We start from the raw sequence: 23,292 nt of genomic DNA, 5'->3' as shown, positions 1-23,292 counted from the left end.
ATGGCAGACGTCAAGAAAATCGCCACGCGTGTAAGCTACGGCGAGGCCCTCGTCGAGCTCGCCAACGAGCACGATGACTTTGTGGTTCTCGACGCCGACCTGGCCGCCGCCACGCAGACCGGCAAGTTTAAGGCCGCCTGCCCCGACCGCTTCTTCGATGTGGGCATTGCCGAGAGCAACCTGATGGGTGTCGCCGCCGGTATCGCGACCACCGGCCGCGTTGCCTTTGCGAGCACCTTTGCCATGTTCGCAGCCGGCCGCGCTTTTGAGCAGGTCCGTAACTCCATCGGCTACCCGCACCTCAACGTTAAGATCGGTGCCACGCACGCCGGTATCTCGGTGGGCGAGGATGGTGCCACGCACCAGTGCTGCGAGGATATCGCCCTCATGCGCGTCATCCCTGGCATGACCGTGATCGTTCCTGCCGACGACGTCGAGGCCCGCGCCGTGACGCGCGCCGCCTACGAGTGCGACGGTCCGGTGTACATGCGCTTCGCCCGTTTGGCCTCGCCGGTTATCAACGACCCCGAGACTTACAAGTTCGAGTTGGGTAAGGGCATTGTCATGCGCGAGGGCGCCGATGTGACCATCATCGCCTGCGGCCTGATGGTCGGCGAGGCTCTCGAGGCCGCCGAGCAGCTCGCTGCCGAGGGCATCGACGCCGAGGTCATCAACATGCACACCATCAAGCCCATCGACGCCGACCTGATCGTCAAGAGCGCCACCAAGACCGGCCACGTCGTGACCGTCGAGGAGCACTCCGTGATCGGTGGCCTGGGCAGCGCCGTTGCCGACGTCCTGTGCGAGCAGTGCCCGACGCCGCTCAAGAAGATCGGCGTCAACGACACCTTTGGCGAGTCCGGTCCGGGTGCCGAGCTCCTGCACAAGTATGGCCTGGACGCCGCCAACATCGTGGCGACCACCAAGGAGTTCTTGGCATAAGGCAAGACGAGGCAAAACATCGCTTCGACAACCGCAAACAAGCCAGAACGGGGGCGTCCTCAAAGAGGACGCCCCCGTTTCAGTTGCGGTGAAATAAGGACTGTTTTGCCAGCCTAAAGGCTCAATTAATCCGTATTTCACCGCAACTTTCGAAGGCGTTCCCGCTTGTGCTGGCGGCGGCACGTCGATCGATTGCCGCTTGGCACAGTGCGGCAACATCGGGGGCGTCGTCGCCTTTATATGTCATGGCGAGCAGGGCGGCATCATAGATTTCGTCGTTGGTCATATCGCCGGCAACGATGGGACAGAAGGTGAGTATCGAATCCTGCTCAGCGAGCTCGGCGAGATTGATCGTTTCGCCTGCGGCAAAGACATCGTCGAGGACGATCGTCGCGCTCGTACAGGGAATTTGATAAATCTTGCCATCGGTGGTGATGGGGGAACCTGCCGCCTCGAGCGTGTACACACCTTGAATGAGGCTGATACCGGAACCGTCGGAGGCGACGAACTCAACCTTGTCGACCGTTATCCCGTCGACAGTCTTGCCCGTAATGTGTATTGGGACACGTGAGGCCCCGCTATCGGTATCCCAACCTGTGGCAGAGATGTTGAGCACGATAGCGTGCTCCGAATGAGCCGATATAAAGTGGGAAAAAATCTGCCGCAGATAAAGACCCAAACAGCTACCGCCGATAATGCCAATTACCAGCATGCAGGCAAGGATGACCGCAACGTGGTTCCGAGGCTTTACTCGAAGCCCAGAATCAGCAGAGATGCCATTGACGGCAGCCCCGCACGCCGTGCAGTACCTCACGCCATCGCGCAACTCGGCCCCACAATAAGGACAATTCATACTAGCCTCCCACAACCATAGGCGTTCCTATCGAGGCAACTGTAAAGCGATAATTCAAATCCAAGTTGCGCAACAATGAGCCCCAATATAAGTTGCGGTGAAATAAGGACTGATTAGGGCTTTTAACTGCTAAAACAGTCCCTATTTCACCGCAACTTCTAAAGAGGCCGTATCAAGCAGGATTTCTATTGGGATAAGGGCCCATCCCAGCAAAGTGCAATTCAGACCCTCCCAAGCATGCATTTGCTGCACCTAATAGAAACGCGGCGACCCCTTAGTTGCCGCAGGCCGGGCACAGGGTTACTCTCCAAATCTTTCCGCAGGACGGAGGAGCCCCGCCGCACGTAGTGCGCAGCGGGGGCTCCGACATGTCCGAGGACGATTTGGAGAGTACCCCTGTGTCCGGCCGGAGGGACCCAAACACGGCCATGCTTCTTATGTGCAGCAAAGCTAATGCTGCTAAAATACTAAGCGCTCATGTAGTTTAAACGCACGACGATAAGGAGCACCAGTGGGTAACCACTTCCGTACCTCCGGTGCGGGCGATGATGCCCCCAAGACGCAGGCAGGCGTCCAGGGCAGTCGTTTCGCCACTCCGGATTCAGAGGGCCAGCCTGTTGCTCAGGCCCCCGCTCAGCCGGCAGATCAGGCACAGCCGGCATCCGATCCCTTTGCCTACAATCCAACCAGCGATGTCGCGCTTTCCGGCACGGCGGGTTTTGAGCCCGTTCAGGCCGTGACCGCTCGCGTGGAGCAGCTTCAGGCTGGCGCTGCCACGCCGCAGCCTACCATGGCTGGCATTCCCGACCCCATGGCCCCTGCGACGCCGGCTCCTCAGCCTGCGCAGTCCGGTCTCTTTGCCGCTATTCCCGACCCCACGCAGCCTGCTGCCCCGGTGGTCGAGAGCGATCAGGCCGCCGAGGTCGCAAGCCTCGATAACGCGCTCAACAACCCCGATTTTACGTCGGTGTTTGCGCCCATCGATCCGCAGGCCAGCCGCAAGAAGATGGCCAAGCAGGCCGGTGTCGAGCCCGTCATCCTTATGGAGCATGTCACCAAGATCTATCCGGCACAGCCCAACAAGCCTGCACTCGACGACATCAACATCGAGATCTATCCGGGCGAGTTCGTCTTCCTGGTCGGTCACTCCGGTTCGGGTAAGACCACGCTGCTGTCGACGCTCAACCGCGACGTCAAGCCGACGAGCGGCCGCATCCTGGTTGCCGGTCAGGACCTCATGAAGATCAAGAACCGCAAGGTTCCGTTCCTGCGCCGCCAGATTGGCGCCGTGTTCCAGGACTTTAAGCTTCTGCCGCAAAAGACCGCCTACGAAAACGTGGCGTTTGCCCTGCAGTGCATCGGCAAGCCCAAGGGCGTCATTCGCAGCCAGGTGCCCGAGGTGCTGCGTCTGGTCGGTCTTGCCGATCAGATGGACTCGCTGCCCGACCAGCTTTCCGGTGGCGAGCAGCAGCGCGTTGCCGTCGCCCGCGCTATGGTCAACCGTCCGCCGCTGCTGATCTGCGACGAGCCCACGGGTAACCTCGACCCGGCGATTTCGCTGGGCATCATGAAGCTGCTCGAGCGTATTAACCGCACCGGCACCACCGTGATCGTCGCCACGCACGACCGCGAGATGGTCGATAGCATGCACCGTCGCGTGATCGCCCTCGAGGGCGGCCACGTTATCCGCGACCAGGAGAGGGGAGGTTACGGCAACTATGGCACCAACTAACGTGGGCTACTCCTTCAAAGAGGCAATCAGCCACTTCTTCCGTAACTGGACTACCTCGCTCGGCGCCGTCATCACGATCTTCCTTTCGCTGTTTATCATCGGCCTGTTTATCATGGGCTCCGCGATGCTGAACTCCGTGATCGGCACCGTCGAGGATCAGGTTGTCATCAACGCGTTCATTAGTGATGACGCCGATCAGGCCGATGTTCAGGCTTTTGAGGCCGAGCTTAAGACGTGGAATAACGTCAAGTCCGTGACCTATAAGGACAAGGACGACGCGCTGGCCGAATATACGAGCAAGATGTCGGGCAACGCCGACGCCACCATGAGCGCGCTCGATGGCCAGAACCCGCTGCCGGCTTCGTTTGCGATTGAGATGGACGATCCGTCTCAGGTCGAGAGCACGGCCAAGAAGCTCAAGAAGAATGCCGACTTCCAAAAGATCGCGGACGACGGCGACGTCAACGCGAGCGTACTGTATGGCCAGGAGGAAGTGAGCCGCCTGTTCCAGGTGACCAACTACATCCGCATCGCCGCCGTGGTGCTCGTTGGCCTTCTGACCTTTATCGCATTCATCTTCATCAACAACACGATTCGCCTGTCCATCACGGCGCGTCGTCGTGAGATTGCGATTATGCGTCTGGTCGGCGCCAGCAACGGCTTCATTCGTGGTCCGTTTATCACCGAGGGCGTACTGCAGGCCATTTTGGGCTCGCTGCTTTCCATCGGCGTTCTGGAGCTGCTGCGCAATCTGATGATTCCGCGTCTGCAGGAGAGCATCGGCTGGATGTCGTTTGCCCTGCCGATGCAGTACTACCTGGTGACCTATGCTGCGCTGATTCTGGTCGGCGTGATTATCGGTCTCTTTGGTTCTGCCATCGCCATGCGCCGCTACCTACGCGTGTAGGCACGCCTGGAATTCATCCCTTCCAACGGGTCGTCTCTTATGGGGCGGCCCGTTTTTTGATCCCTAGGGGACGGCAGGATTGCGGATCATCGCGGCGCTGGTCTATCTATGTGATCCGTTTTCCTCTGTCCTCTAAGGACCATTTGGGTAGACTCTTGGGGTGTAAACGACCATCGATAGTTAGGAGGCGCCATGGGGCGCAATAACAAGCATAAGCGTGGAGCTCGCAATAAGCGCGGGCCGGTGCGCAGCGAGCGCCGTCCGAGCCTGACCGGGCGCGTGCAGCTCCATGAGCACAGTGCCTATGTCATAACCGAGAATGGCGACTACAAGGTCATGGGCCGCGGCAAGCGCGAGATCATGGACGGCGATACCGTTGCCGTGAGCATTAAGAACAGCCCGCATGGCGAGCGTCGCGCCGTGATCGAGGGCGTGGTTGAGCGCGCAGCTATAAGCGTGGTGGGCACGTACCAGACCGCCGGTCCGCTCGGTGTGATTGAGCCGCTCGATTCGCGCCTGAAGGCCGACTTCTTCATTTTGCCCGAGGATACCTCGGCGGATCGTCTGGGTGTCCACCCGGGTGATGCTGTTGTCGCGCGCATTTTGACCTACCCGACGCGCCTGGAATCGGGCACTGTGACGATCGAACGCCGCATTGGCGGAGATGACGCGCCCGATTTGGGCGTTCAATATGTGATGGCGCGTTACGGCTATACCGATAGCTATCCCGAGGCCGCGCTAGACGAGGCCGAGGGGCTTTCGCTCGATGTGTCCGCGGCGCTTAAGGACCCGCTCCGCCGCGATCTGCGCGACCGCTTTGTCATCACGATCGACCCTGTCGACGCGCGCGACTTTGACGATGCCATTTCGTTGGAGCGCACGCCCGAGGGTGGCTACAAGCTGGGTGTGCATATCGCCGACGTTTCACACTATGTGGCTTGGGACGGGCATATCGATCTTGAGGCTCGCCATCGTACGACATCGGTGTATCTGGCCGATCGCGTGCTTCCCATGCTGCCCGAACGCCTGTCCTGTGACCTGTGCTCGCTTCGCCCTGACAAGGACCGTCTTGCGTTTACCGTTGACATTGAGCTCGATGCGCAGGGTCACGTGCGGCATTACGATCCGTACCCCAGCGTGATTCGCTCGCGTGTGAGTATGGACTATGACGGCGCCGAGGCGCTGCTGGTGCGTGCCGGCGCGGTTGAGTATTCGGTGCTGGAGGGTGCGGCCGAGGATGTTGCGGCTGCCGAGACCTCGCGCGAGGAAGCGCTTGAGCGCGGTCTTGCGTGCGAGGAGGCCGCCCGCGGCTACAACGTCGACCTCGGCGATTTCCTTGTCGCCGCCAACGAACTCGCCGAACTCCGCCGTCGTATCCGTCGCGCCCGCGGCTCAGTCGATTTTGACACGGCCGAGATTCGTGCCCTGTTGGATGAGGACGGAGTACCCGTGCAGATTGTGGCGCGTGAGCGTTCGTGTGCCACGTCGCTTATCGAGGAAGCCATGCTGCTCGCCAACGAGTGCGTTGCAGAGTGGCTGGCAGACCGTGATATCGAGGCCTGCTATCGCGTGCATGAGGATCCGAGCCCCGATAGCCTGCACGGTGCCGCCGTTGCGCTGGCACAGCTAGGCATCATCGACGATCGCCGTGCTGCCGGTATTGCCCTGGGGAGTCCCGATGAACTGCAGGCTGCAGTTGATGCTGCCGCCGGTACGGCCAACGCACCGCTCGTCAACACGCTGCTTCTGCGCAGCATGCAGCGCGCGCTGTACAAGCCGCGCAACGAGGGCCACTTTGCGCTCGCCGCGCCGTGCTACTGTCACTTTACGAGTCCCATCCGTCGCTACCCCGATCTGGTGGTGCACCGCGTGCTCAAACTGCAGTTGGCCTATGAGCAGCTCGGCGGCAAGGACGCCTTGGCCCGTACGCCGCGGCTGATCGGCAAGGGGCGCGAGTCGCTGCCGCGCATTCTGCCGCAGATCTGCCGCGCATGCAGCGATGCCGAGCGCGCGGCAGATGCCGCCAGCCATGCGACACAAAAGATCAAGATTGCCCAGTACTATGAGGACCGTCTGGGCGAGCGTTATGCCGGAACCGTCTCGTGGGTTAGCAACATGGGCCTCTTTGTGCGCTTGGACCTAACGCAGGTCGAAGGCTTGGTTTCGATCAAGAGCCTGGGCAACGAGTGGTTCGAGTTCGACGAGGATGCGCTTACGCTGACGGGCGCCGACACGGGGACTCGTTACGAGCTGGGGCAGCGCGTGATCATCGAGGTCTCGCGCGTCAATACCACGCGTGGGCACTTGGACTTTAAGCTTATCCATTAGCCAAATCCCGACTCATGGTGGGGGAGCGGAGGGCGGCCTTTCGGGACCGCCCTCCGCATTTGAATCGTGGCTACCTTGCCGTCTGCTCGGCCGCCCGCTTACCTGCTATTTGAGAGGTAAAACCTACCAAAATAAACCTGTCCCTTTTTGGCAGGTTTACAAGAAAGCGGGGATGAGATGGCGACGGTGTACGGTTATGCGCGGGTGAGTTCGCGCGATCAGAACCTTAATCGGCAGCTGGATGCGCTGGGCGCCTATGGCGTGGGCTCGGCGAATATTTATGCCGACCATGCGAGCGGCAAGGACTTCGATCGACCGCGTTATCGCGAGCTGCTACACGTCCTGGGAGACGGGGACGTGCTGGTGGTGCTTTCTATCGACCGACTTGGTCGTAATTACTCCGAGATTCTTGAGGAATGGCGACGCATTACCAAGGAGCTCGGGGTTGCCATTGTGGTGTTGGATATGCCATTGCTTGACACGCGCGTCAGGGCCAGCGGCGCGCTGGATGTGACCAACACCCTGATTGCCGATATTGTGCTGCAACTGCTGAGCTACGTGGCGCAGGTGGAGCGCGAGAATATCCATCGGCGCCAGGCGGAGGGAATTGCAGCGGCGCGGGCGCGAGGGGTCCGTTTCGGTCGACCTCGCAAGCCGTGCCCTCCTCAGTTTGAGCTGGTGCGCGATAGCTATGAGGCGGGCGATATTACCCGCAGCCAGGCAGCAAAGTGCTTGGGCGTGTGCGTGGGGACGTTCGATCGCTGGATGCGCGAGGCGGGGTAGGGGTTTGCGTCGCTTTGTCGCTTCCTGTTGCGATTCAAATTTTGATACGGTGACGATGTCATTTGGGGCTACACTCGCTGATATTCAAAAAAAGGAGGTTGGCCCTTGTCGCGCGTAAAACAAATAATCGGATGGACCGCGATCGTTCTGTTCGCTGCAACGTTGGCGGGTATCTGGGTGCTGACGGAGCAAAATGCGGTGGAGACGTCGTTGCTGAGCGAGTCCACCGCGCGTGTGGTAGAGGGTCAGGCTACGGGCGTTCAGGCTGTCGATGCCACGGGTGAAGCCCAGACGGAGAACGGAATGACCGGGGGCACCGATTCGGCTGCCTCGAATGTCCGGTCTGGCCGACTTGCTTCCATTCGCAAGTGGGTGGGCGCGAACGTCCGTCGCGTTGCCCATACCGTAGAGTTTTTCTTTGTCGGATTGTTCGCCTCAGTGGTCGTGGTTTGCCTTTCCAGGCGTCCGTGGAGCGTATGCTCCCGTTGCGTGCCCGTATTGCTCTTTTGCGCCGCCTGCTCCGTTGGCGATCAGGTACATAAGATCTTTGTTCCCGGCAGGCATTTCGACGTTATCGATTTAGGATTCGATGCTGCGGGCTATATCACCGCCATGCTGTTGGTATTGCTGGCAGCGGCGTTGGTGCGCCATGCGACTCGGCCGATCGGCGCCCATGCGAGGCGCTAGTCGGTAACAAACCCGTTTCTGATAATGCGACCTTGTTGAATTATTTTGTGTCGCGCGTATTTCCGAGCGGTCGGATTTGAGGGGCGAGCGGTAGAACGCTCGCCCTTTGTGCGCCACGATGCGGCACAATGTACCGCAAAAGCTGTTTATATCCGGTACGAATCGTTCGTTGGTCTTTAATTCTTCTCAACGGAGGTGTTTGAGATGGCAAATGGATTGCTTTTGCGGCTTCGCGAGCGTGAGCTCAGCGCGAGCCCGGCGGAACGCAATGTCATCGCATATGTAAGCGCTCATCCGCACGAGGTGGTCGGGCTGTCCGTCCGCGGTCTTGCCGATGTCACGTTCTCCTCGCCCTCGAGCATTTTGCGCTTTTGCAAGCGTTTGGGTTTTGCGGGCTACAAGGAGTTCCAGCGCGAACTGATTGCCGAGCTGGCGCTCTTAGGTGACAAGAAAGACGTAGCCCTCGAGGACATCTCCATGGATGACAGCGTCGAACGTATCGTGGGGAAGGTGATGAAAAGCAACGTGCGCACGATCGAGGCGACGGCGCGAACGCTCGATTACACCGTCTTGGAGCGATGCGCGGCCCGTCTTAAGCGGGCACGCGCGGTCAATCTGTTCGGTATTGGTGCCTCTCGTTTGGTCGCGCACGACCTGGCGCAAAAGCTCATGCGTGTCGACAAAGAGTGCCATCTGTACGACGACTGGCATGATCAGCTCTTATGTGCCAAGAACATGCATGAGGGCGATATGGCAATCGCCTTTAGCTACTCGGGCTTGACGCAAGAGGTGCTGGACTGCACCGCCGAGGCTCAACGTCACAACTGTCCCGTTGTGGCCGTTACCAAAGTAGATGGATCATCCAAGCTTGCCACCATGGCCGATGCCGTGCTCGGCGTCGCTGCGAGTGAACCTTTGGTCCGCAGCGGTGCCATGGCTTCGCGTATGGCCCAGCTTATGGTTGTCGATGCCCTGTACGCTGCTTACGTTGCCAGTGACTACGAACGGGCGACGCATGTCATTAAGCAAAACTACATCGAGAAACAGGAAAGATGAGGTGAATGAAATGCTCGATTTAACAAAATTCACGACTGAACAGCGTAATCAAAGGTCAATGGACCTCGATACGATGACATCGCTGCAAATCGTCACGACGATGAACGATGAGGATCTTCGTGCCGTCCAGTCGGTCACGAAAGTGTTGCCCCAGGTTGCCACAGCAATCGACTGGGCTGCTGAGACACTCGGGCGCGGCGGACGCGTCTTTTACATGGGCGCAGGCACCAGCGGTCGTCTGGGCGTACTCGACGCTTCGGAGTGTCCGCCCACGTTTGGCGTGTCACCCAATCTGATTGTCGGGCTCATTGCCGGAGGCGAGACGGCGTTTATCAAGGCTGTCGAAGGTGCCGAAGACAGCGAGGAGCTTGGCGCGAGCGACCTGCGGGAGCGTGGACTCTCGGACAAGGATCTTGTCGTTGGCCTGGCGGCAAGCGGTCGTACTCCTTATGTGGTGGGCGGCCTTGCGTACGCCAAGGCAACTGGGTGCAAGACCATTGCAATTGCCTGCAACCAAGGGTCGAAGATCGGGGAGAGCGCAGATCTTGCCATTGAGCCCGTGCCCGGTCCCGAGGTGCTGGCCGGCTCAACGAGGCTCAAGGCAGGAACGGTTCAAAAGCTCATTCTCAACATGATTTCGACCGGTGCCATGGTCAAGATCGGCAAGGTATACCAAAACCTGATGGTCGATGTGCAGCAGACGAACGAGAAGTTGGTGGTGCGCGGCCAGAACATCGTGATGGAGGCGACCGGCTGCACGCGCGAGCGCGCTGTTCAGGCGCTTGCAGATGCCGGCGGCCACGTAAAAACCGCTATTGTCTCGGTACTGCTGGACTGCGATGCCGAGCAGGCTGCGGTAGCTCTTGAGCGGGCGCGCGGCCATGTCCGTGTTGCGGTGAGTGGCCATGAGAAGAGCAATGCCGATGCCCAATAGGTGCGCGGCGTGAGCTGATATGACATCCAAACGAGATACCCAATACAAGGAGGAGTAATGACGAACAAAGAGCTGGCTCAAAAGCTGCTGGACCTTCTGGGCGGTAAAGACAACGTGCTGGCAAACGCGGCGTGCATGACGCGCCTGCGCGTGACCGTCAAAGACACGGGCAGCGTCGACACGGAGGGCATTAAGGCACTCGACGGCGTGATGGGCCTGGTCGAGGACGACACGATGCAGATCGTGTTGGGTCCGGGCAAGGTGAATAAGGTGCTCGAGGAGTTCTCCAAGCTCACCGGCCTTGCGAAAGGCGTTGCTGACGAGAGCGTGGTTGACGCTGCGGCCACAAACAAGGCCGCGCAGAAGGCCAAGTACGAGTCCAAGCCGGTTCAGGCCTTCCTCAAGAAGATTTCCAATGTCTTCGTCGCCCTGCTTCCCGGCATCATTGCGGCTGGCCTCATCAACGGTATCTGCAACGTCATTAACGTCTCGACGGCAGGAGCGCTTGCAGGCGAGTGGTGGTACCAGGGCATTCGTTCCATGGGCTGGGCCCTGTTTGCCTATCTGCCCATCTTGGTGGGCTATAACGCGGCACGTGAGTTTGGTGGCTCCGCTGCGCTGGGCGGCATCGCCGGCATGATGTGTATCGCCAACAGTGCCATGCCCCTGCTTGCGCCTGGCGCGGCTGATCCTGCCACTGCCATTCTGCTGCCGCTCACCAATGCGCAGTACAATCCCGCGGCGGGCGGCATGATCGCGGCTCTCATCGCTGGTGCATTTTTTGCCTGGATGGAGCGTCAGATTCGCAAGGTTATGCCCAACGCACTCGACACGTTCTTGTCCCCGCTGCTGGTGCTCATCATCGGCGCCTTTGCTCTGATGCTCGTCATCCAGCCGGTTGGCGCATGGCTGACGACTGCCATCTTTAGCGTTTTGACCTTTATCTTCGAGAAGCTGGGCGTCCTGGGCGGCTATATCCTGTCGGCAGGCTTCTTGCCGCTGGTTTCCGTCGGCCTGCATCAGGCGCTCACGCCGATCCACGCTATGCTCAACGATCCCGACGGCGCTACCAAGGGCATCAATTACCTGCTCCCCATCCTTATGATGGCTGGCGGCGGTCAGGTCGGTGCCGGTCTGGCGCTGTACTTTAAGACCAAGAACGCCAAGCTCAAGAAGTACGTCGCAGAGTCCATTCCCGTTGGAATCCTCGGTGTGGGCGAGCCTCTGATGTATGCCGTTACGCTGCCGCTCGTTCGTCCGTTTGTGACGGCCTGCCTGGGTGCCGGATTTGGCGGCGCGCTCGCGGCGCTGCTTCACATCGGCACGGTTTCTCAGGGCGTTTCCGGTCTGTTTGGCCTGCTGATCGTCGTTCCTGGCCAGCAGCTCGGCTACGTTGCCGCTATGCTGCTTGCCTATGCCGCCGGCTTTGTCCTGACGTGGTTCTTTGGCGTCGACGAGCAGAAGATCAACGAGTTCTTTGGCGAATAGTTTGATATCGCGAGCCGTGTTGCTCAGGGCTCGCGGCGCGCGGCAGATTTCTTGATGCTATGGTTGTGCCGGCGGGGCTAACTGCTCCGCCGGCCTTTTTTAAAGGAGCGTTGAAACGTGAAAACGGGTATTTCGATTTATCTTTCCAGCCCTCTGCAGGATATTGAGCGGACGATTGAGCACGGTGCCGCGGCGGGTGCGCGCTATGCGTTTACCTCACTGCATATTCCCGAGGATGGGGGAGCGGCGTATGCCGATAAGGTCCGTCATGTGCTGTCGCTGCTTTCCGCCCGCGGCATTGCGCTCATCGCCGATGTGGGGCCGCGCACGTGCGATTTGCTCGGGCTTGAACGCATCGAGGACCTGCGCGATCTGGGGTTGGAATACCTTCGTTTGGACTATGGCTTTAGCGCCCAGCGGGTCGCGGAGCTGTCCGGTGTATTTCGCATTGTGGTCAATGCATCGACGGTGAGTTCTGATGAAATCGCATCGTGGCGTGAGGCCGGTGCCGATGTGACTCGTTTTGCTGCCTGCCACAATTTTTACCCCAAGCCTTATACCGGTTTAGCTCTGGAGGACATTGCTCGGGTGAATCTTCGTCTTGCGGCGCTTGGATTCGAAATCATGGCTTTTGTGCCGGGTGATGCCAACGTTCGCGGGCCGGTATTCGAGGGGCTGCCGACGGTCGAGGCACAGCGCGGTCGCGCGTCAAAGGTTGCCCTCAACATGCTTGAGCTCGCACATGGCGCCGATTGCGACATTGTGTTGGTCGGCGACCCCGATCTTTCCGATGCGGGCTGGGCGCAGTTTGCTCAAGTTTCCGCCGGATACGTGGACCTGCAATGCGAGCTTGAGTCTGGTTATGCCTATGTACGTGGGCAGATTCATCACGACCGGCCCGATTCGAGCACCCTCATCTTTAGGTCTCAGGAGTCGCGCACGACGCTTAAACCGGATTCCGTGCCGATGGATGCCGGTGCCGGCCTGTCGCGAAAGACGGGGTCGATCGCTGTGAGCAATAGCGGCTATGGGCGCTACGAAGGCGAGCTTGAGATTGCGCGGGTCGATCTTCCCGGTGACGAGCGCATGAACGTTGCGGGTCATATCACGCCCGAGGCAATGGAGCTGCTGCCGTTCATCAAACGCGGATTCGGGGTACGGTTCGTTTAATGTGTGACCCGTGGTCTACAATTGGCCCATCATGCGAAGGCGCCTCATGTGGCGTGTGCCTGCGTTGGCCGATCTATATTCGGAGGATTCCCATGACCGTACTGTTTGTTGAATATCCCAAGTGCTCGACCTGTAAGAAGGCCAAGGCATGGCTGGACGAACACGGAGTAGAGTATATCGACCGCGATATCGTTTTGGACAATCCCACGGCTGATGAGCTTGCGACCTGGATTGCTCGTTCGGGGCTGCCGGTGCGGCGCTTCTTTAATTCGTCGGGCATGAAATATCGAGAGCTGGGCCTGAAGGCGCGTCTGGATGCGGGCATGACGGATCGGGAGTGCTACGAGCTGCTGGCGACCGACGGCATGCTGGTCAAGCGTCCGCTGTTGGTGGGCGACGACTTTGCGATTCCCGGCTTTAAGGAATCGGCTTGGGCCGAGGCATTGCTGTAGCGGCTGCGGAAAGCGCGATCCGTTTTGAGTGCTCAGGGTGGGACGTGTTTTCCACTGGCGGGCTCGCTCGGCTCAATCCTTGAGCTGTGCCCATTCGTGCGGATCGTAGACCTTTACGTGCTTGTTGGGCTTGCCGCTCCAGTACTCCTCGTCCATAAAGGGCAGATATGCCTGAACGCCGGGGCAGATAAAGGGAATCCGCTGCTGTTGCAGTCGCTCGCGCTGGCGCTGCTCCAGGTGCGCCTCGGATATGACGGTCGGCATGCCGGACAGCTCGACGAGGCTTGCCTGGATTCGCTTAAGGTCGGGGAGTCCCGCGTGCCATGACATCCGCATGATCAAAAAGGATGCACGGCGGTATTTTGCCAGCATCACCGTGATGGCGGGGCGCAGAGTGGGATGGATTTTGTCCCGTTCGGGCCAAAGATCAGCAGTGATCTCGAGCCCCAGGGTCTCCCATAGGTAATCAAGCTCTTCGTCCATGGCGCCTCGATATCCGTGCAATGATGACGGTTCGATTGTGCCATCAGCCGTGAGTGCTGCAATGTTGTAATCTACCAGCGGTAGATGTGGGATGTTTTACGGGCTTTGGCGTCGTACGTGTCGCTGGTGCTTCACAGGTCCTTCACGTGTTGGCCGTATTTGACTGAATTTCAAAAAAGTCAAAATTGGGGCTTGCGTCACGGCGAGACTTCCCGTATATTTCTTTCTTGCGCAAAGGCACAGCCGAGCGCAGCGATGCAGTCATTGGGATGTCGTCTAATGGCAGGACAGCGGATTCTGGTTCCGTCAATGGGGGTTCGACTCCCTCCATCCCAGCCATTGCATTTGCTACATATGGCCCGTTCGTCTAGCGGTTTAGGACGCCGCCCTCTCAAGGCGGAGATCACCAGTTCGAATCTGGTACGGGCTACCAAAATTGAACGCCCGGGCCTCGTAAGAGACCCGGGTTTTGTGTATTGACCGATATTTAAGGCGCGCGTTGAGTCTGCCGCCCGGACCGAGGAGTTGTCATGGACCTGCCTATCAGCTTGGAAGACATCACGTATGCCGAGAACTATCTGGCGCAGGGCGACCTGGCTACGGCGACGCCGCTGCTTGAGCGTCTGGTGGAGCTCGCCGAGGAGTATATCGACGCTGAGTGCAAGACGGAGGAGAACCGTCAGTACTTTAGCTTTGATAGCAAGTTTGAGCGCCTGGCCTACCGTCGCGTGGAAAAGGATCCGCGCGAGCTCGTGCAGGTCGAGGTGCCGTTTGACCGCCTGTACTCCGACATGGCGTTTGCCTACATTCGCCAGCAGGATTATGTGAGTGCTCGGAATGCCCTGATGCAGGCTGTGCGTTGGGATCCTATGAACTGCAACTATCGCTTGGACTTGGCCGAGCTGTTCCGCGCGCTCGAGGACAAGCAGGAGTGGGCATCACTCTCGTTCTCGGTGCTGGAGCGCGCGAGCGACGGTAAGTGCGCCGCACGCGCCTACACCAACTTGGGTCAGTACTTCTTGGAGCCCGAGACCGAGAACATTTCGGCAGCCGTGGGCTGCGCGCGTCTGGCGCTGCGCCTGGCGCCCAATGATGCGCATACGACGCGCCTGCTCAACAAGATCCATACCACCTATCCGGATGCCGCGGACGAGAGTGACGACCATGTGATGGGTGAGCTCGCCCTGCAGGGCGTGCCGACCTCGCCTTCGGCCGAGATCGCCATCTGCCTGATCATGTGCGCGACCGATGCTGCAAGCGACGGCGACAAGCAGGAGGCTACGCGTCTGACGGTCCGTGCCCGCGACCTGGTGGGCGAGGAGGCATGCGCGGCGATTATCAAGCTGGTGCGCGAGAGCGATGCCGAGCTTAATGCCGAGCGCAGAGCAAAGCGCGAGGCTGCGGGCTCAAACGCCGATGGCGCCAAGGAGGCCGGCGATGCCCAGTAAGCGCGAGCGCAAGCTCATTTCCAAGAATCGTTCGGCACATCACGAGTACTTTATCGATGAGACGTTTGAGTGCGGTATTGAGCTGAGCGGTACCGAGGTCAAGTCGATTCGCGAGCGCGCGTGCCAGATTACCGATACCTTTGCACTGATTCGTGGCGGGGAGTGCTGGCTCGTCGGCCTGCATATCCACCCTTATAGCCATGGTGGCGTGTGGAATCGCGATCCCGACCGTCGGCGCCGTCTGCTGCTGCACCGCAAGGAGATCGACTTTCTTGACGGCAAACTTCGCAACCGTGGTTATGCGCTGGTTCCGTTGGAACTCTACTTTAATACCGACGGTCGCGTAAAACTGCTGTTGGGTCTGGGTCGCGGCAAGAAGCTCTACGACAAGCGCGAGGACATGGCCAAGCGTGATGTCCAACGCGAGATCGACCGCGCCCTCAAGGAACGCAACCGCTAGGCGCTCTGTATAAGTTGCGGTGGAATACGGACTGTTTTGCCTGTTTGAGGGGCTATTCAGTCCCTATTTCACCGCAACTGCGGGTGTCTCATCTTTCTTACTGTTCTGACACATATGTTTCAAAGGCGGCGTCCGTTATGGGTACCGCCTTTTTTGTGGGTACATACATCCATGAGGTTCCAACCCGAGCTAGGGGAGTGATCGTTATGGACAAAACTGCGTTCTTTACCATGTCGAGCGGCCTGTACGTGGTGAGCTCCGCGGCAGACGGGCTGCGTGCCGGCTGCGTTATCAACACGGCGGTGCAGGTGACATCCATGCCGCCGCGCATTTCGGTTGCCGTGAACAAGGACAACGTCACCTCGGGCGCCATCGCATCGGCCAAAGCGTTCGCGCTGACCGTGATCGATCAGACCGCCGACATGCTCTACATCGGTAACTTTGGGTTCCGCACCAGCAGCGATTATGACAAGTTTGCCAGATACGAGACCCGCGAGACGGCTCTGGGCATGCCCTATGTGCCCGAGCACGCGACGGCCCTGTTTAGCTGCCGTTTGATCGACACTGTGGATGTGGGCACGCATCTACTGTTTATCGGCGAGGTCGAGGATGCCGAGCGCCTGAGCGACGAGACGCCGCTCACCTACGATTATTACCATAAGGTCCTGAAGGGCAAGACGCCTCCGAAGGCGTCCTCGTATCAAGGCTAGAAATGTTCTAAAAATACTTGCATTATATTATTGAGAACCTATACTAATAAACGAAGTACATCACCAGTCGCGTTCGAGAGGAGAACATCATGGCTGAGGAGAAGAAGACGTATAAGTTCGTGTGCATCGTTTGCGGTTACGAGGTTGAGGTCGATACGCCCGAGCTGCCCGAGGATTACGTGTGCCCGGTGTGCGGCGTCGGTCCCGATCAGTTTGAGCTCGTCGAGGAGTAGCTCGTCGGCACGCGGCTCACGGCAACACATAGCTCTGTCCAAGGGTCCCGGTCGAATTCTCGGCCGGGACCCTTTTCCTCCGCCCCCAAGGGATCACGGTCGCTGTTGGCCGATCCTGTCTGTTGTGAGTCCGGCCGACCTTTTGTCTCAATCTGTAACATCTAACGGCTCAAAACGGGTCTTCCTGTTACAGATCGAGACGTTTGTCTGGGTAGGTGCCCCGTCCCATTACATCCCTGTCAACAACACGACATCGAGAATCGTCACGATGGCGCCAATCCCTACAAGCAGCGCGTTGAGCGGGCGCGAGTTGGCGTATTTGCCCATGACGCGGGGTGAACTGGTGAGCCGTATGAGCACAAAGACCGTAATCGGCAGCTGAAGCGACAGCAGTGCCTGACTCCAGATGAGACCTTCAAAAGGATTTGGGACGACCAGGCACGCCGTCACTGCGCCGACGAAACAGGCCGCCACTCCGATCGAGGAATGTCGGTCGTGGATGTCGTATTCCTCGTCGAACATGCCCGCGGTGATGGTTCCCGCCGCCATGCCCGCTGTCACGCTGCTCGATAGTCCCGCGAACAGCAGCGCTACCGCAAAGATGGTCGAGCTCGCCGGGCCCAAGATGGGGGAGAGCGTGGCTGCTGCGACGGCGAGGTCGTCTACGACCATGCCGTGCGCAAAGAAGGTCGTCGCGGCCAGGATGACCATGGCCGAGTTGATTGCCCAGCCCACGCCCATCGAAAAGAGCGTGTCGAAGAGCTCGTAGCGCAGACGATCTTCGATAACCTGCTCGCCTTGGCCTTCGAAGTGCATGGATTGGATGACCTCGGAGTGCAGGAAGAGGTTGTGGGGCATAACGACCGCGCCTAGGACACTTACGATAATCGCTGCCGAGCCAGTGGGCATACTGGGCGTGATCCAGCTTGCGGCGGCTTGCGGCAAGTCGACCTTGACCAGCGCAAGCTCGGCCAAAAACGAGAGTCCTACCACGCCTACGAAGGCTATGATCCAGCGTTCGGCACGCTTGTAGGAGTTCGTCATGAGCATCGACATCGATACTGCCGCCACGATGACGCAGCCCGCACGCACGGGCAGCCCAAAGAGCATTTGAAGGGCAATCGCGCCGCCCAGGACCTCGGCCATGGCGGTGGCGATGGTCGCGAGATAGGCGCTGCCGAGCACCGCGCGTCCAACGATGCGGGGGAGGTAGCGGGTCGTGGCCTCGGCAAGACAGGTGCCCGTGGCGATACCCAGGTGTGCTGCGTTGTGCTGCAGCACAATGAGCATAATCGTGGACAGCGTGACGATCCACAGCAGCGCGTAGCCAAACTGCGAACCCGCGGCCATGTTGGAGGCCCAGTTGCCCGGGTCGATAAAGCCGACGGTCACGAGCAGTCCGGGGCCGATGTGCCGGGCGATATCCAGACCTCCGTGGCCTCCGGTGCGGTGCGAGCCAAAGTGTTGTTTGAGATGGTTGAGCATGGTGCGCTCCTGCGTGCCGTTTGTTTGACGCCGCAAAGGATACCCGTTTTAGGCTCAAAAGTTAACCATGACTAACAGAATTGTTGTATTTGAATAGGATGGTGAGGGGGGGTGCCGAAATGTCTTGATTTGTAACAACTAGGGATGGAAATTGGGTCTAGCTGTTACAGATCGAGACAGGAAGAAATGGTCCTATGGAAAATCTCGATCTGTAACAGCTGACCGCCAAAACCGGACCTTCCTGTTACAGATTGAGATGTTTGAAGCGGTGAGTTTACAGGTCGAACTTGGGGCCCTTGTCGTTGTCCTTGAGGTCGGCGGTGTCCACTCGTAGGGCGTGCGTTACGCGATTGTTTCGAAACGGGCGGGAAACACAACGGGCCGGCGATGCTCCTAGTATGCCTATTCAACTGACTGTCTAATATCTAGGGGAGGATCGCGATGCAGGCAGATTCCGCTCAGCAGCAGGGCCTTTATCGCCCCGAATTCGACCACGATGCATGTGGCATCGGCGCGCTTGTCGATATCAACGGCGAGCGCCATCACCAGATCCTGGACGACGCACTGTCCATTCTGGTTAACTTGGAGCACCGTGGTGGCACGGGACTCGAGAAGAACACCGGCGACGGCGCTGGCATCCTGTTCCAGGTTCCGCATCACTTTTTCCGTAAAGAGGCTCAAAAGTGCGGCCAGATTCTGCCGGCAGAGGGCGACTATGGCGTGGCCATGCTGTTCTTCCCGCAGGACGACAAGGGCGTAGAGGATGCCCGCCGCGTGTTTGAGGAGGGCTGCGCCGAGGCCGGCGTGCCGCTGCTGTTTTGGCGCGAGGTGCCGGTCGACCCGCACGACCTGGGCGAGACGGCCCGCGCCTGCATGCCTACTATCCTGCAGGCCTTCCTGGGCCGTCCGGACGACACGCCGGCAGGTGACGCCTTTGAGCGCCGCCTGTACGTGTGCCGCCGCACCATCGAGAAGAAGGCCGACGCCGAGTTTGCCCTGCGCGACAAGATCTTCTATGTGTGCTCCATGAGCTCGCGCACTATCGTGTACAAGGGTATGCTGGTCGCCACGCAGATGCGCCGCTTCTTCATCGATCTTAACGATGCCGCCGTCAAGACGGCCGTGGCGCTCGTCCATTCGCGCTACTCCACCAACACCACGCCCAGCTGGGAGCGCGCGCACCCCAACCGCTTTATCATCCACAACGGCGAGATCAACACCCTCAAGGGCAACGTCAACTGGATTCGTGCCCGCGAGCCCAACCTGTACAGCCCCGTGCTGCAGCACGATCTTGAGCGCGTGATGCCCATCATCAACCGCGAGGGCTCCGACTCCGCGATTCTGGATAACGTGCTCGAATTTTTGGTCATGAACGGTCGCCCGCTCACGCGTGCCGCGTCCATGTTGCTGCCCGAGCCGTGGGACCACAACGACAGCCTGAGTGAGGAGCGCCGCGCCTACGACGCTTACCAGTCCATGCTCATGGAGCCGTGGGATGGCCCGGCGGCCATCGCCTTTACCGACGGTCGCACGCTGGGTGCCGCCCTCGACCGTAACGGCTTGCGTCCTGCCCGCTACTATGTGACGCGCGACGGTCGCTTTATGCTGGCAAGCGAGGTGGGCACCATCGAGGTGAGCCCCGAGAACATCCTGACGAGCGGCTGCCTGGGACCAGGCCAGATGCTCGAGGTCGACTTTGCCCGCGGTCGCGTCATCTACAACGACGAGCTGCGCGCCCGTTACGCTAAGGAAAAGCCCTACCGTGATTGGATTGCCGAGGAGACGCTGACCGTTGACGCGCTCGATGAGCTCGTTGCGGCAACGCCCGCCGAGGACGCCGAGGTGCCCGCCGCCGTGCGCATGGCTAAGCTTGGGTATCACTGGGATGACGTCGACGAGGTCGTGCGTCCCATGGCCCAGCAGGGCAAGGCGCCGCTCGCCTCGATGGGTATCGATGCGCCGCTGGCCTGCCTGTCCAAGAAGACGCGCTCGTTCTTCGACTACTTCTATCAGCTGTTCGCCCAGGTCACGAATCCGCCGATCGACGCCCTGCGCGAGCATATGGTGACTTCGACCACGCTCTACCTGGGCAACCACGGCAACTTGCTCGAGGATTCCCGCACGGCCTGTCAGCTGGTGCGCTTGGAGCGCCCGTTGCTGAGCGAGGGGGAGTTCGATCGCATCTGCGCCATCGACCGCGTGGGCTTTAAGACCCGCCGTTTCCGTGCCGTCTACCGCCGCGATGCCGGCGAGGGCGCGCTGCAGGCTGCGCTCAAGCAGCTTGCCGAGGACGTCGAGGCTGCGGTCCGCGACGGCGTGAACATTGTGGTGCTGAGCGATCGCGCCGGAGCGGGCGAGGTGCCCGTGCCGTCGCTGCTTGCCGTGGGCTGCGTGCACAACCACCTGATCCGCGCCGGCGTGCGCACCTTTGCCGATATCGTGGTGGAGTGCGGCGATGCCGTGTCTCCGCACGACTTTGCGGCGCTGGTGGGCTACTCCGCAAGCGGCATCTATCCGTATAACGCACATGTGTGCATTCGCGACTTGGCGGCGCGCGGCGATCTGGACGTTTCTGCCGAGCAGGGCATCGCCAACTACAACAAGGCTGCGACTGCCGGCATCGTCTCCATCATGTCCAAGATGGGCATCTCCACGGTGCAGAGCTACCATTCGGCGCAGATCTTCGAGGCCGTGGGCTTTACGCCGGAGTTCGTCAACGCGTACTTCGCCGGCACGGTGAGCCGTGTGGGCGGTATGGGTGTCGAGGACGTTGAGCGCGAGCAAAACGAGCGCTACGACGCCGCGCTCGCCATCCTTAAGAGCCCGGCTCCCGATCAGCTGCCCACACTGGGTCTGACCAAGTGGCGCCCGCTCGGTGGCGAGGATCACCTGATCGACCCTCAGACTGTCTACCTGCTGCAGACCGCCTGCCGTGAGGACAGCTACGACACCTTTAAGGAGTACAGCGCCCGCCTGCACCGCACCGGCCGTGCCGTGCGCCTGCGCGACTTGCTCGACTTTAATGCCAGTGGCCGCACCCCGGTGGCACTCGACGAGGTCGAGCCCGCGCTCAACATCGTCCGCCGCTTTAACACCGGCGCCATGTCGTATGGCTCCATCAGCAAAGAGGCGCACGAGTGCATGGCCATCGCCATGAATCGCCTGCACGGACGCTCCAACTCGGGCGAGGGCGGCGAGGACCCGCGTCGCGAGACCCCGCTGGCCAACGGCGACTCCAAGAACTCCGCGATCAAGCAGGTGGCAAGTGCGCGCTTTGGCGTGACGAGCCGCTACCTGTGCAGCGCCTTCGAGATTCAGATTAAGATGGCCCAGGGCGCCAAGCCCGGCGAGGGCGGCCACCTGCCCGGCAAGAAGGTCTACCCTTGGATTGCCGAGGTCCGTCAGTCCACGCCCGGCATCGGCCTGATCTCGCCTCCGCCGCACCACGACATCTACTCTATCGAGGACCTGGCCGAGCTCATCTTCGACCTTAAGAACGCCAACCCCGGCGCGCGCGTGTCGGTCAAGCTGGTCAGTGAGGCGGGCGTCGGCACCATCGCCACCGGCGTTGCCAAGGGTGCTGCCGACAAGATCTTGATCAGCGGCCACAATGGCGGCTCGGGTGCCGCTGCTCGCGATTCGATCTGGCACGCCGGTCTGCCGCTGGAGCTTGGCCTTGCCGAGGCCCAGCAGACGCTGCTGCAAAACGGCCTGCGCTCGCGCGTGGTGCTCGAGGCCGACGGCAAGCTCATGGACGGTACCGATGTCGCCGTTGCCTGCCTGCTGGGCGCCGAGGAGTTTGGCTTTGCGACCATGCCGCTCATCTCGATGGGCTGCCTCATGCAGCGCGACTGCCAGCAGGATACCTGCCCCGCCGGCATCGCCACGCAAAACTGCCGCCTGCGTCGCGGCTTCCGCGGCAAGCCCGAGCACGTCGAGCACTTTATGCTCTTTGTTGCCGAGCAACTGCGCGAGATCATGGCGAGCCTGGGCTTCCGCACCGTCGACGAGATGGTCGGCCATCCCGAGTGCTTGCGCCAGATCGAGGTCCCGGGCAATCGCAAAGCTAACCTGCTGGATCTGTCGCCTGTGCTGGCAAGCGCGACCTGCGAGTTCGGTGCCCATATCCCGGGTGCCGACGGTCGTCACTTCCTGCCGCAGATGGCCGCGGACAGCGAGCTCGACAAGACGCTCGACTCCACGCTGTTCGTGCCCTATACGGCCGATGCCCGTGCCCACTTGCGTCCGATTCGCTTCCGCGCTGATATCGCCAACGTCAACCGTTGCGTGGGCACCATCCTGGGTAACGCGGTGACCAAGGCACATCCCGAGGGCCTGCCCGCCGGCTCCATTACCATCGATTGCGATGGTTCGGCCGGTCAGAGCTTTGGCGCGTTCCTGCCGCGCGGCATTACGCTCAACGTATGCGGCGACGCCAACGACTACTTTGGCAAGGGCCTCTCGGGCGGCGAGGTGTCGGTGCGCCCCAACCCGCATGCGACCTACAAGTTCGACGAGAACATCATCGTGGGCAACGTTGCGTTCTTTGGCGCCACGAGCGGCCGTGGCTTCATCAACGGCCTGGCCGGCCAGCGCTTTGGCGTACGCAACTCCGGTGCCACTGTGGTGGTCGAGGGTTGCGGCAACCACGGTTGCGAGTACATGACGGGTGGCCTGGCGCTCATCCTGGGCGAGGTCGGGCAGAACTTCGCTGCCGGCATGACGGGTGGCGTGGCTTATGTCTTTGACCAGTACGGCACGCTCGATGCCCGCGTGAACCACGAGAGCGTTGAGCTCAAGGCCCCGACGGCCGGCGAGCTGGCGCAGATTCGCGAGCTCATCCAGGAGCACGTGGACGCGACGCAGAGCCCGCGCGGCATCAAGCTGCTCTACAGCTTTGAGACGATGAGCAAGCACTTTGTGAAGGTCATTCCGACCGAGTACGAGCGTGTGCTGGCGATTGTCGCCGCCGCCGAGGCCGTCGGCAAGACGCATGCGCAGGCCGAGGAGCTGGCGTTTGACATTGTGACCGGTCGCGCGAGTGCCGCGGATGTCGCTCGCTTCGATGTGGCGGGTGGTGTCGCTGGTGCTGTGCCCGCCGCCGCCAGCTCTGTTGCTTCGACCAAGAAGGAGGCGTAAGT

The 23,292-nt window shown here is 60.4% G+C and carries 19 protein-coding genes and 2 tRNA genes; 18 read left to right on the top strand and 3 right to left on the bottom strand.

What is annotated here, in order from left to right; all coding sequences use genetic code 11:
* Positions 1-942, top strand: coding sequence for a transketolase family protein (locus DWY05_RS01670; RefSeq protein ID WP_006235309.1), 942 nt, complete (start codon positions 1-3; stop codon positions 940-942).
* A gap of 121 nt (positions 943-1,063) precedes the next feature.
* Here the strand turns inward: DWY05_RS01670 and DWY05_RS01665 are convergent, their stop codons facing one another.
* A complete protein-coding gene (locus DWY05_RS01665) occupies positions 1,064-1,795 on the bottom strand; it encodes a zinc ribbon domain-containing protein (protein ID WP_117820410.1) in 732 nt (243 codons plus the stop codon).
* 511 nt (positions 1,796-2,306) lie between these two features.
* On the opposite strand from DWY05_RS01665, the gene ftsE reads away from it, so the two are divergent.
* From ftsE to DWY05_RS01615, 10 genes are all read left to right on the top strand, one after another.
* A complete protein-coding gene (ftsE, locus tag DWY05_RS01660) occupies positions 2,307-3,527 on the top strand; it encodes a cell division ATP-binding protein FtsE (protein ID WP_117820411.1) in 1,221 nt (406 codons plus the stop codon).
* Entirely contained in the window at positions 3,514-4,434 is a 921-nt protein-coding gene (gene ftsX / locus DWY05_RS01655) for a permease-like cell division protein FtsX (RefSeq protein WP_035137414.1), read from the top strand. The genes ftsE and ftsX overlap by 14 nt, the downstream gene beginning before the upstream one ends.
* Before the next feature lie 192 nt (positions 4,435-4,626).
* A complete protein-coding gene (locus DWY05_RS01650) occupies positions 4,627-6,762 on the top strand; it encodes a ribonuclease R family protein (protein WP_117837162.1) in 2,136 nt (711 codons plus the stop codon).
* 177 nt (positions 6,763-6,939) lie between these two features.
* The gene (locus DWY05_RS01645) at positions 6,940-7,545 is read left to right on the top strand and encodes a recombinase family protein (protein ID WP_117820413.1); all 606 of its coding nucleotides are present in this window, start codon (positions 6,940-6,942) and stop codon (positions 7,543-7,545) included.
* 105 nt (positions 7,546-7,650) lie between these two features.
* Entirely contained in the window at positions 7,651-8,232 is a 582-nt protein-coding gene (locus DWY05_RS01640) for a VanZ family protein (RefSeq protein ID WP_117820414.1), read from the top strand.
* Positions 8,233-8,436: 204 nt separating this feature from the next.
* Positions 8,437-9,288, top strand: coding sequence for a MurR/RpiR family transcriptional regulator (locus DWY05_RS01635; RefSeq protein ID WP_055310345.1), 852 nt, complete (start codon positions 8,437-8,439; stop codon positions 9,286-9,288).
* 10 nt (positions 9,289-9,298) lie between these two features.
* A complete protein-coding gene (murQ, locus tag DWY05_RS01630) occupies positions 9,299-10,222 on the top strand; it encodes an N-acetylmuramic acid 6-phosphate etherase (RefSeq protein ID WP_117820415.1) in 924 nt (307 codons plus the stop codon).
* A gap of 57 nt (positions 10,223-10,279) precedes the next feature.
* Entirely contained in the window at positions 10,280-11,710 is a 1,431-nt protein-coding gene (locus tag DWY05_RS01625) for a PTS transporter subunit EIIC (protein ID WP_117634809.1), read from the top strand.
* Between the two features lie 117 nt (positions 11,711-11,827).
* A complete protein-coding gene (locus DWY05_RS01620) occupies positions 11,828-12,880 on the top strand; it encodes a MupG family TIM beta-alpha barrel fold protein (protein WP_117820416.1) in 1,053 nt (350 codons plus the stop codon).
* 92 nt (positions 12,881-12,972) lie between these two features.
* Positions 12,973-13,332 (top strand): arsenate reductase family protein, encoded by a 360-nt coding sequence (locus DWY05_RS01615; RefSeq protein WP_117820417.1) that lies wholly within the window; start codon positions 12,973-12,975, stop codon positions 13,330-13,332.
* Positions 13,333-13,404: 72 nt separating this feature from the next.
* Here the strand turns inward: DWY05_RS01615 and DWY05_RS01610 are convergent, their stop codons facing one another.
* The gene (locus DWY05_RS01610; RefSeq protein ID WP_117820418.1) at positions 13,405-13,815 is read right to left on the bottom strand and encodes a hypothetical protein; all 411 of its coding nucleotides are present in this window, start codon (positions 13,813-13,815) and stop codon (positions 13,405-13,407) included.
* Positions 13,816-14,080: 265 nt separating this feature from the next.
* Here DWY05_RS01610 and DWY05_RS01605 point away from each other — a divergent pair.
* The 6 genes from DWY05_RS01605 to DWY05_RS01580 all read left to right on the top strand — a co-directional run bounded on the left by DWY05_RS01605 (position 14,081) and on the right by DWY05_RS01580 (position 16,666).
* Positions 14,081-14,154 (top strand) — tRNA-Gln (locus tag DWY05_RS01605).
* Between the two features lie 17 nt (positions 14,155-14,171).
* Positions 14,172-14,248, top strand: a tRNA-Glu gene (locus DWY05_RS01600).
* Between the two features lie 97 nt (positions 14,249-14,345).
* Complete coding sequence (locus tag DWY05_RS01595; protein ID WP_117820419.1) at positions 14,346-15,263, top strand: hypothetical protein; 918 nt, start codon at positions 14,346-14,348, stop codon at positions 15,261-15,263.
* The gene (gene smpB / locus DWY05_RS01590; protein WP_006235325.1) at positions 15,253-15,723 is read left to right on the top strand and encodes an SsrA-binding protein SmpB; all 471 of its coding nucleotides are present in this window, start codon (positions 15,253-15,255) and stop codon (positions 15,721-15,723) included. The genes DWY05_RS01595 and smpB overlap by 11 nt, the downstream gene beginning before the upstream one ends.
* Before the next feature lie 206 nt (positions 15,724-15,929).
* The gene (locus DWY05_RS01585) at positions 15,930-16,433 is read left to right on the top strand and encodes a flavin reductase family protein (RefSeq protein WP_117820420.1); all 504 of its coding nucleotides are present in this window, start codon (positions 15,930-15,932) and stop codon (positions 16,431-16,433) included.
* 89 nt (positions 16,434-16,522) lie between these two features.
* Complete coding sequence (locus DWY05_RS01580) at positions 16,523-16,666, top strand: rubredoxin-like domain-containing protein (protein ID WP_117638060.1); 144 nt, start codon at positions 16,523-16,525, stop codon at positions 16,664-16,666.
* A 228-nt stretch (positions 16,667-16,894) separates the two neighbouring features.
* Here the strand turns inward: DWY05_RS01580 and DWY05_RS01575 are convergent, their stop codons facing one another.
* Positions 16,895-18,151 (bottom strand): Nramp family divalent metal transporter, encoded by a 1,257-nt coding sequence (locus DWY05_RS01575; RefSeq protein WP_117820421.1) that lies wholly within the window; start codon positions 18,149-18,151, stop codon positions 16,895-16,897.
* A gap of 441 nt (positions 18,152-18,592) precedes the next feature.
* On the opposite strand from DWY05_RS01575, the gene gltB reads away from it, so the two are divergent.
* Positions 18,593-23,290 (top strand): glutamate synthase large subunit, encoded by a 4,698-nt coding sequence (gltB, locus tag DWY05_RS01570; RefSeq protein ID WP_117820422.1) that lies wholly within the window; start codon positions 18,593-18,595, stop codon positions 23,288-23,290.
* Positions 23,291-23,292 lie beyond the last annotated feature (2 nt).

This window comes from Collinsella sp. AF23-4AC (genome assembly GCF_003462685.1).
GTDB lineage: Bacteria > Actinomycetota > Coriobacteriia > Coriobacteriales > Coriobacteriaceae > Collinsella.
Note: the sequence above shows the minus strand (reverse complement) of the source record. Positions and strands in the feature narration are given on the sequence as shown.

Bases quoted from the DNA above. Each gene is read 5' to 3' on its own strand.
- DWY05_RS01645 (WP_117820413.1), top strand. From the start codon at position 6,940: ATGGCGACGGTGTACGGTTATGCGCGGGTGAGTTCGCGCGATCAGAAC.
- DWY05_RS01635 (WP_055310345.1), top strand. From the start codon at position 8,437: ATGGCAAATGGATTGCTTTTGCGGCTTCGCGAGCGTGAGCTCAGCGCG.
- smpB (WP_006235325.1), top strand. From the start codon at position 15,253: ATGCCCAGTAAGCGCGAGCGCAAGCTCATTTCCAAGAATCGTTCGGCA.
- DWY05_RS01665 (WP_117820410.1), bottom strand. From the start codon at position 1,795: ATGAATTGTCCTTATTGTGGGGCCGAGTTGCGCGATGGCGTGAGGTAC.
- DWY05_RS01610 (WP_117820418.1), bottom strand. From the start codon at position 13,815: ATGGACGAAGAGCTTGATTACCTATGGGAGACCCTGGGGCTCGAGATC.
- murQ (WP_117820415.1), top strand. From the start codon at position 9,299: ATGCTCGATTTAACAAAATTCACGACTGAACAGCGTAATCAAAGGTCA.
- ftsX (WP_035137414.1), top strand. From the start codon at position 3,514: ATGGCACCAACTAACGTGGGCTACTCCTTCAAAGAGGCAATCAGCCAC.
- DWY05_RS01650 (WP_117837162.1), top strand. From the start codon at position 4,627: ATGGGGCGCAATAACAAGCATAAGCGTGGAGCTCGCAATAAGCGCGGG.
- DWY05_RS01615 (WP_117820417.1), top strand. From the start codon at position 12,973: ATGACCGTACTGTTTGTTGAATATCCCAAGTGCTCGACCTGTAAGAAG.
- DWY05_RS01575 (WP_117820421.1), bottom strand. From the start codon at position 18,151: ATGCTCAACCATCTCAAACAACACTTTGGCTCGCACCGCACCGGAGGC.
- DWY05_RS01580 (WP_117638060.1), top strand. From the start codon at position 16,523: ATGGCTGAGGAGAAGAAGACGTATAAGTTCGTGTGCATCGTTTGCGGT.
- DWY05_RS01625 (WP_117634809.1), top strand. From the start codon at position 10,280: ATGACGAACAAAGAGCTGGCTCAAAAGCTGCTGGACCTTCTGGGCGGT.
- DWY05_RS01670 (WP_006235309.1), top strand. From the start codon at position 1: ATGGCAGACGTCAAGAAAATCGCCACGCGTGTAAGCTACGGCGAGGCC.
- DWY05_RS01585 (WP_117820420.1), top strand. From the start codon at position 15,930: ATGGACAAAACTGCGTTCTTTACCATGTCGAGCGGCCTGTACGTGGTG.
- DWY05_RS01595 (WP_117820419.1), top strand. From the start codon at position 14,346: ATGGACCTGCCTATCAGCTTGGAAGACATCACGTATGCCGAGAACTAT.
- gltB (WP_117820422.1), top strand. From the start codon at position 18,593: ATGCAGGCAGATTCCGCTCAGCAGCAGGGCCTTTATCGCCCCGAATTC.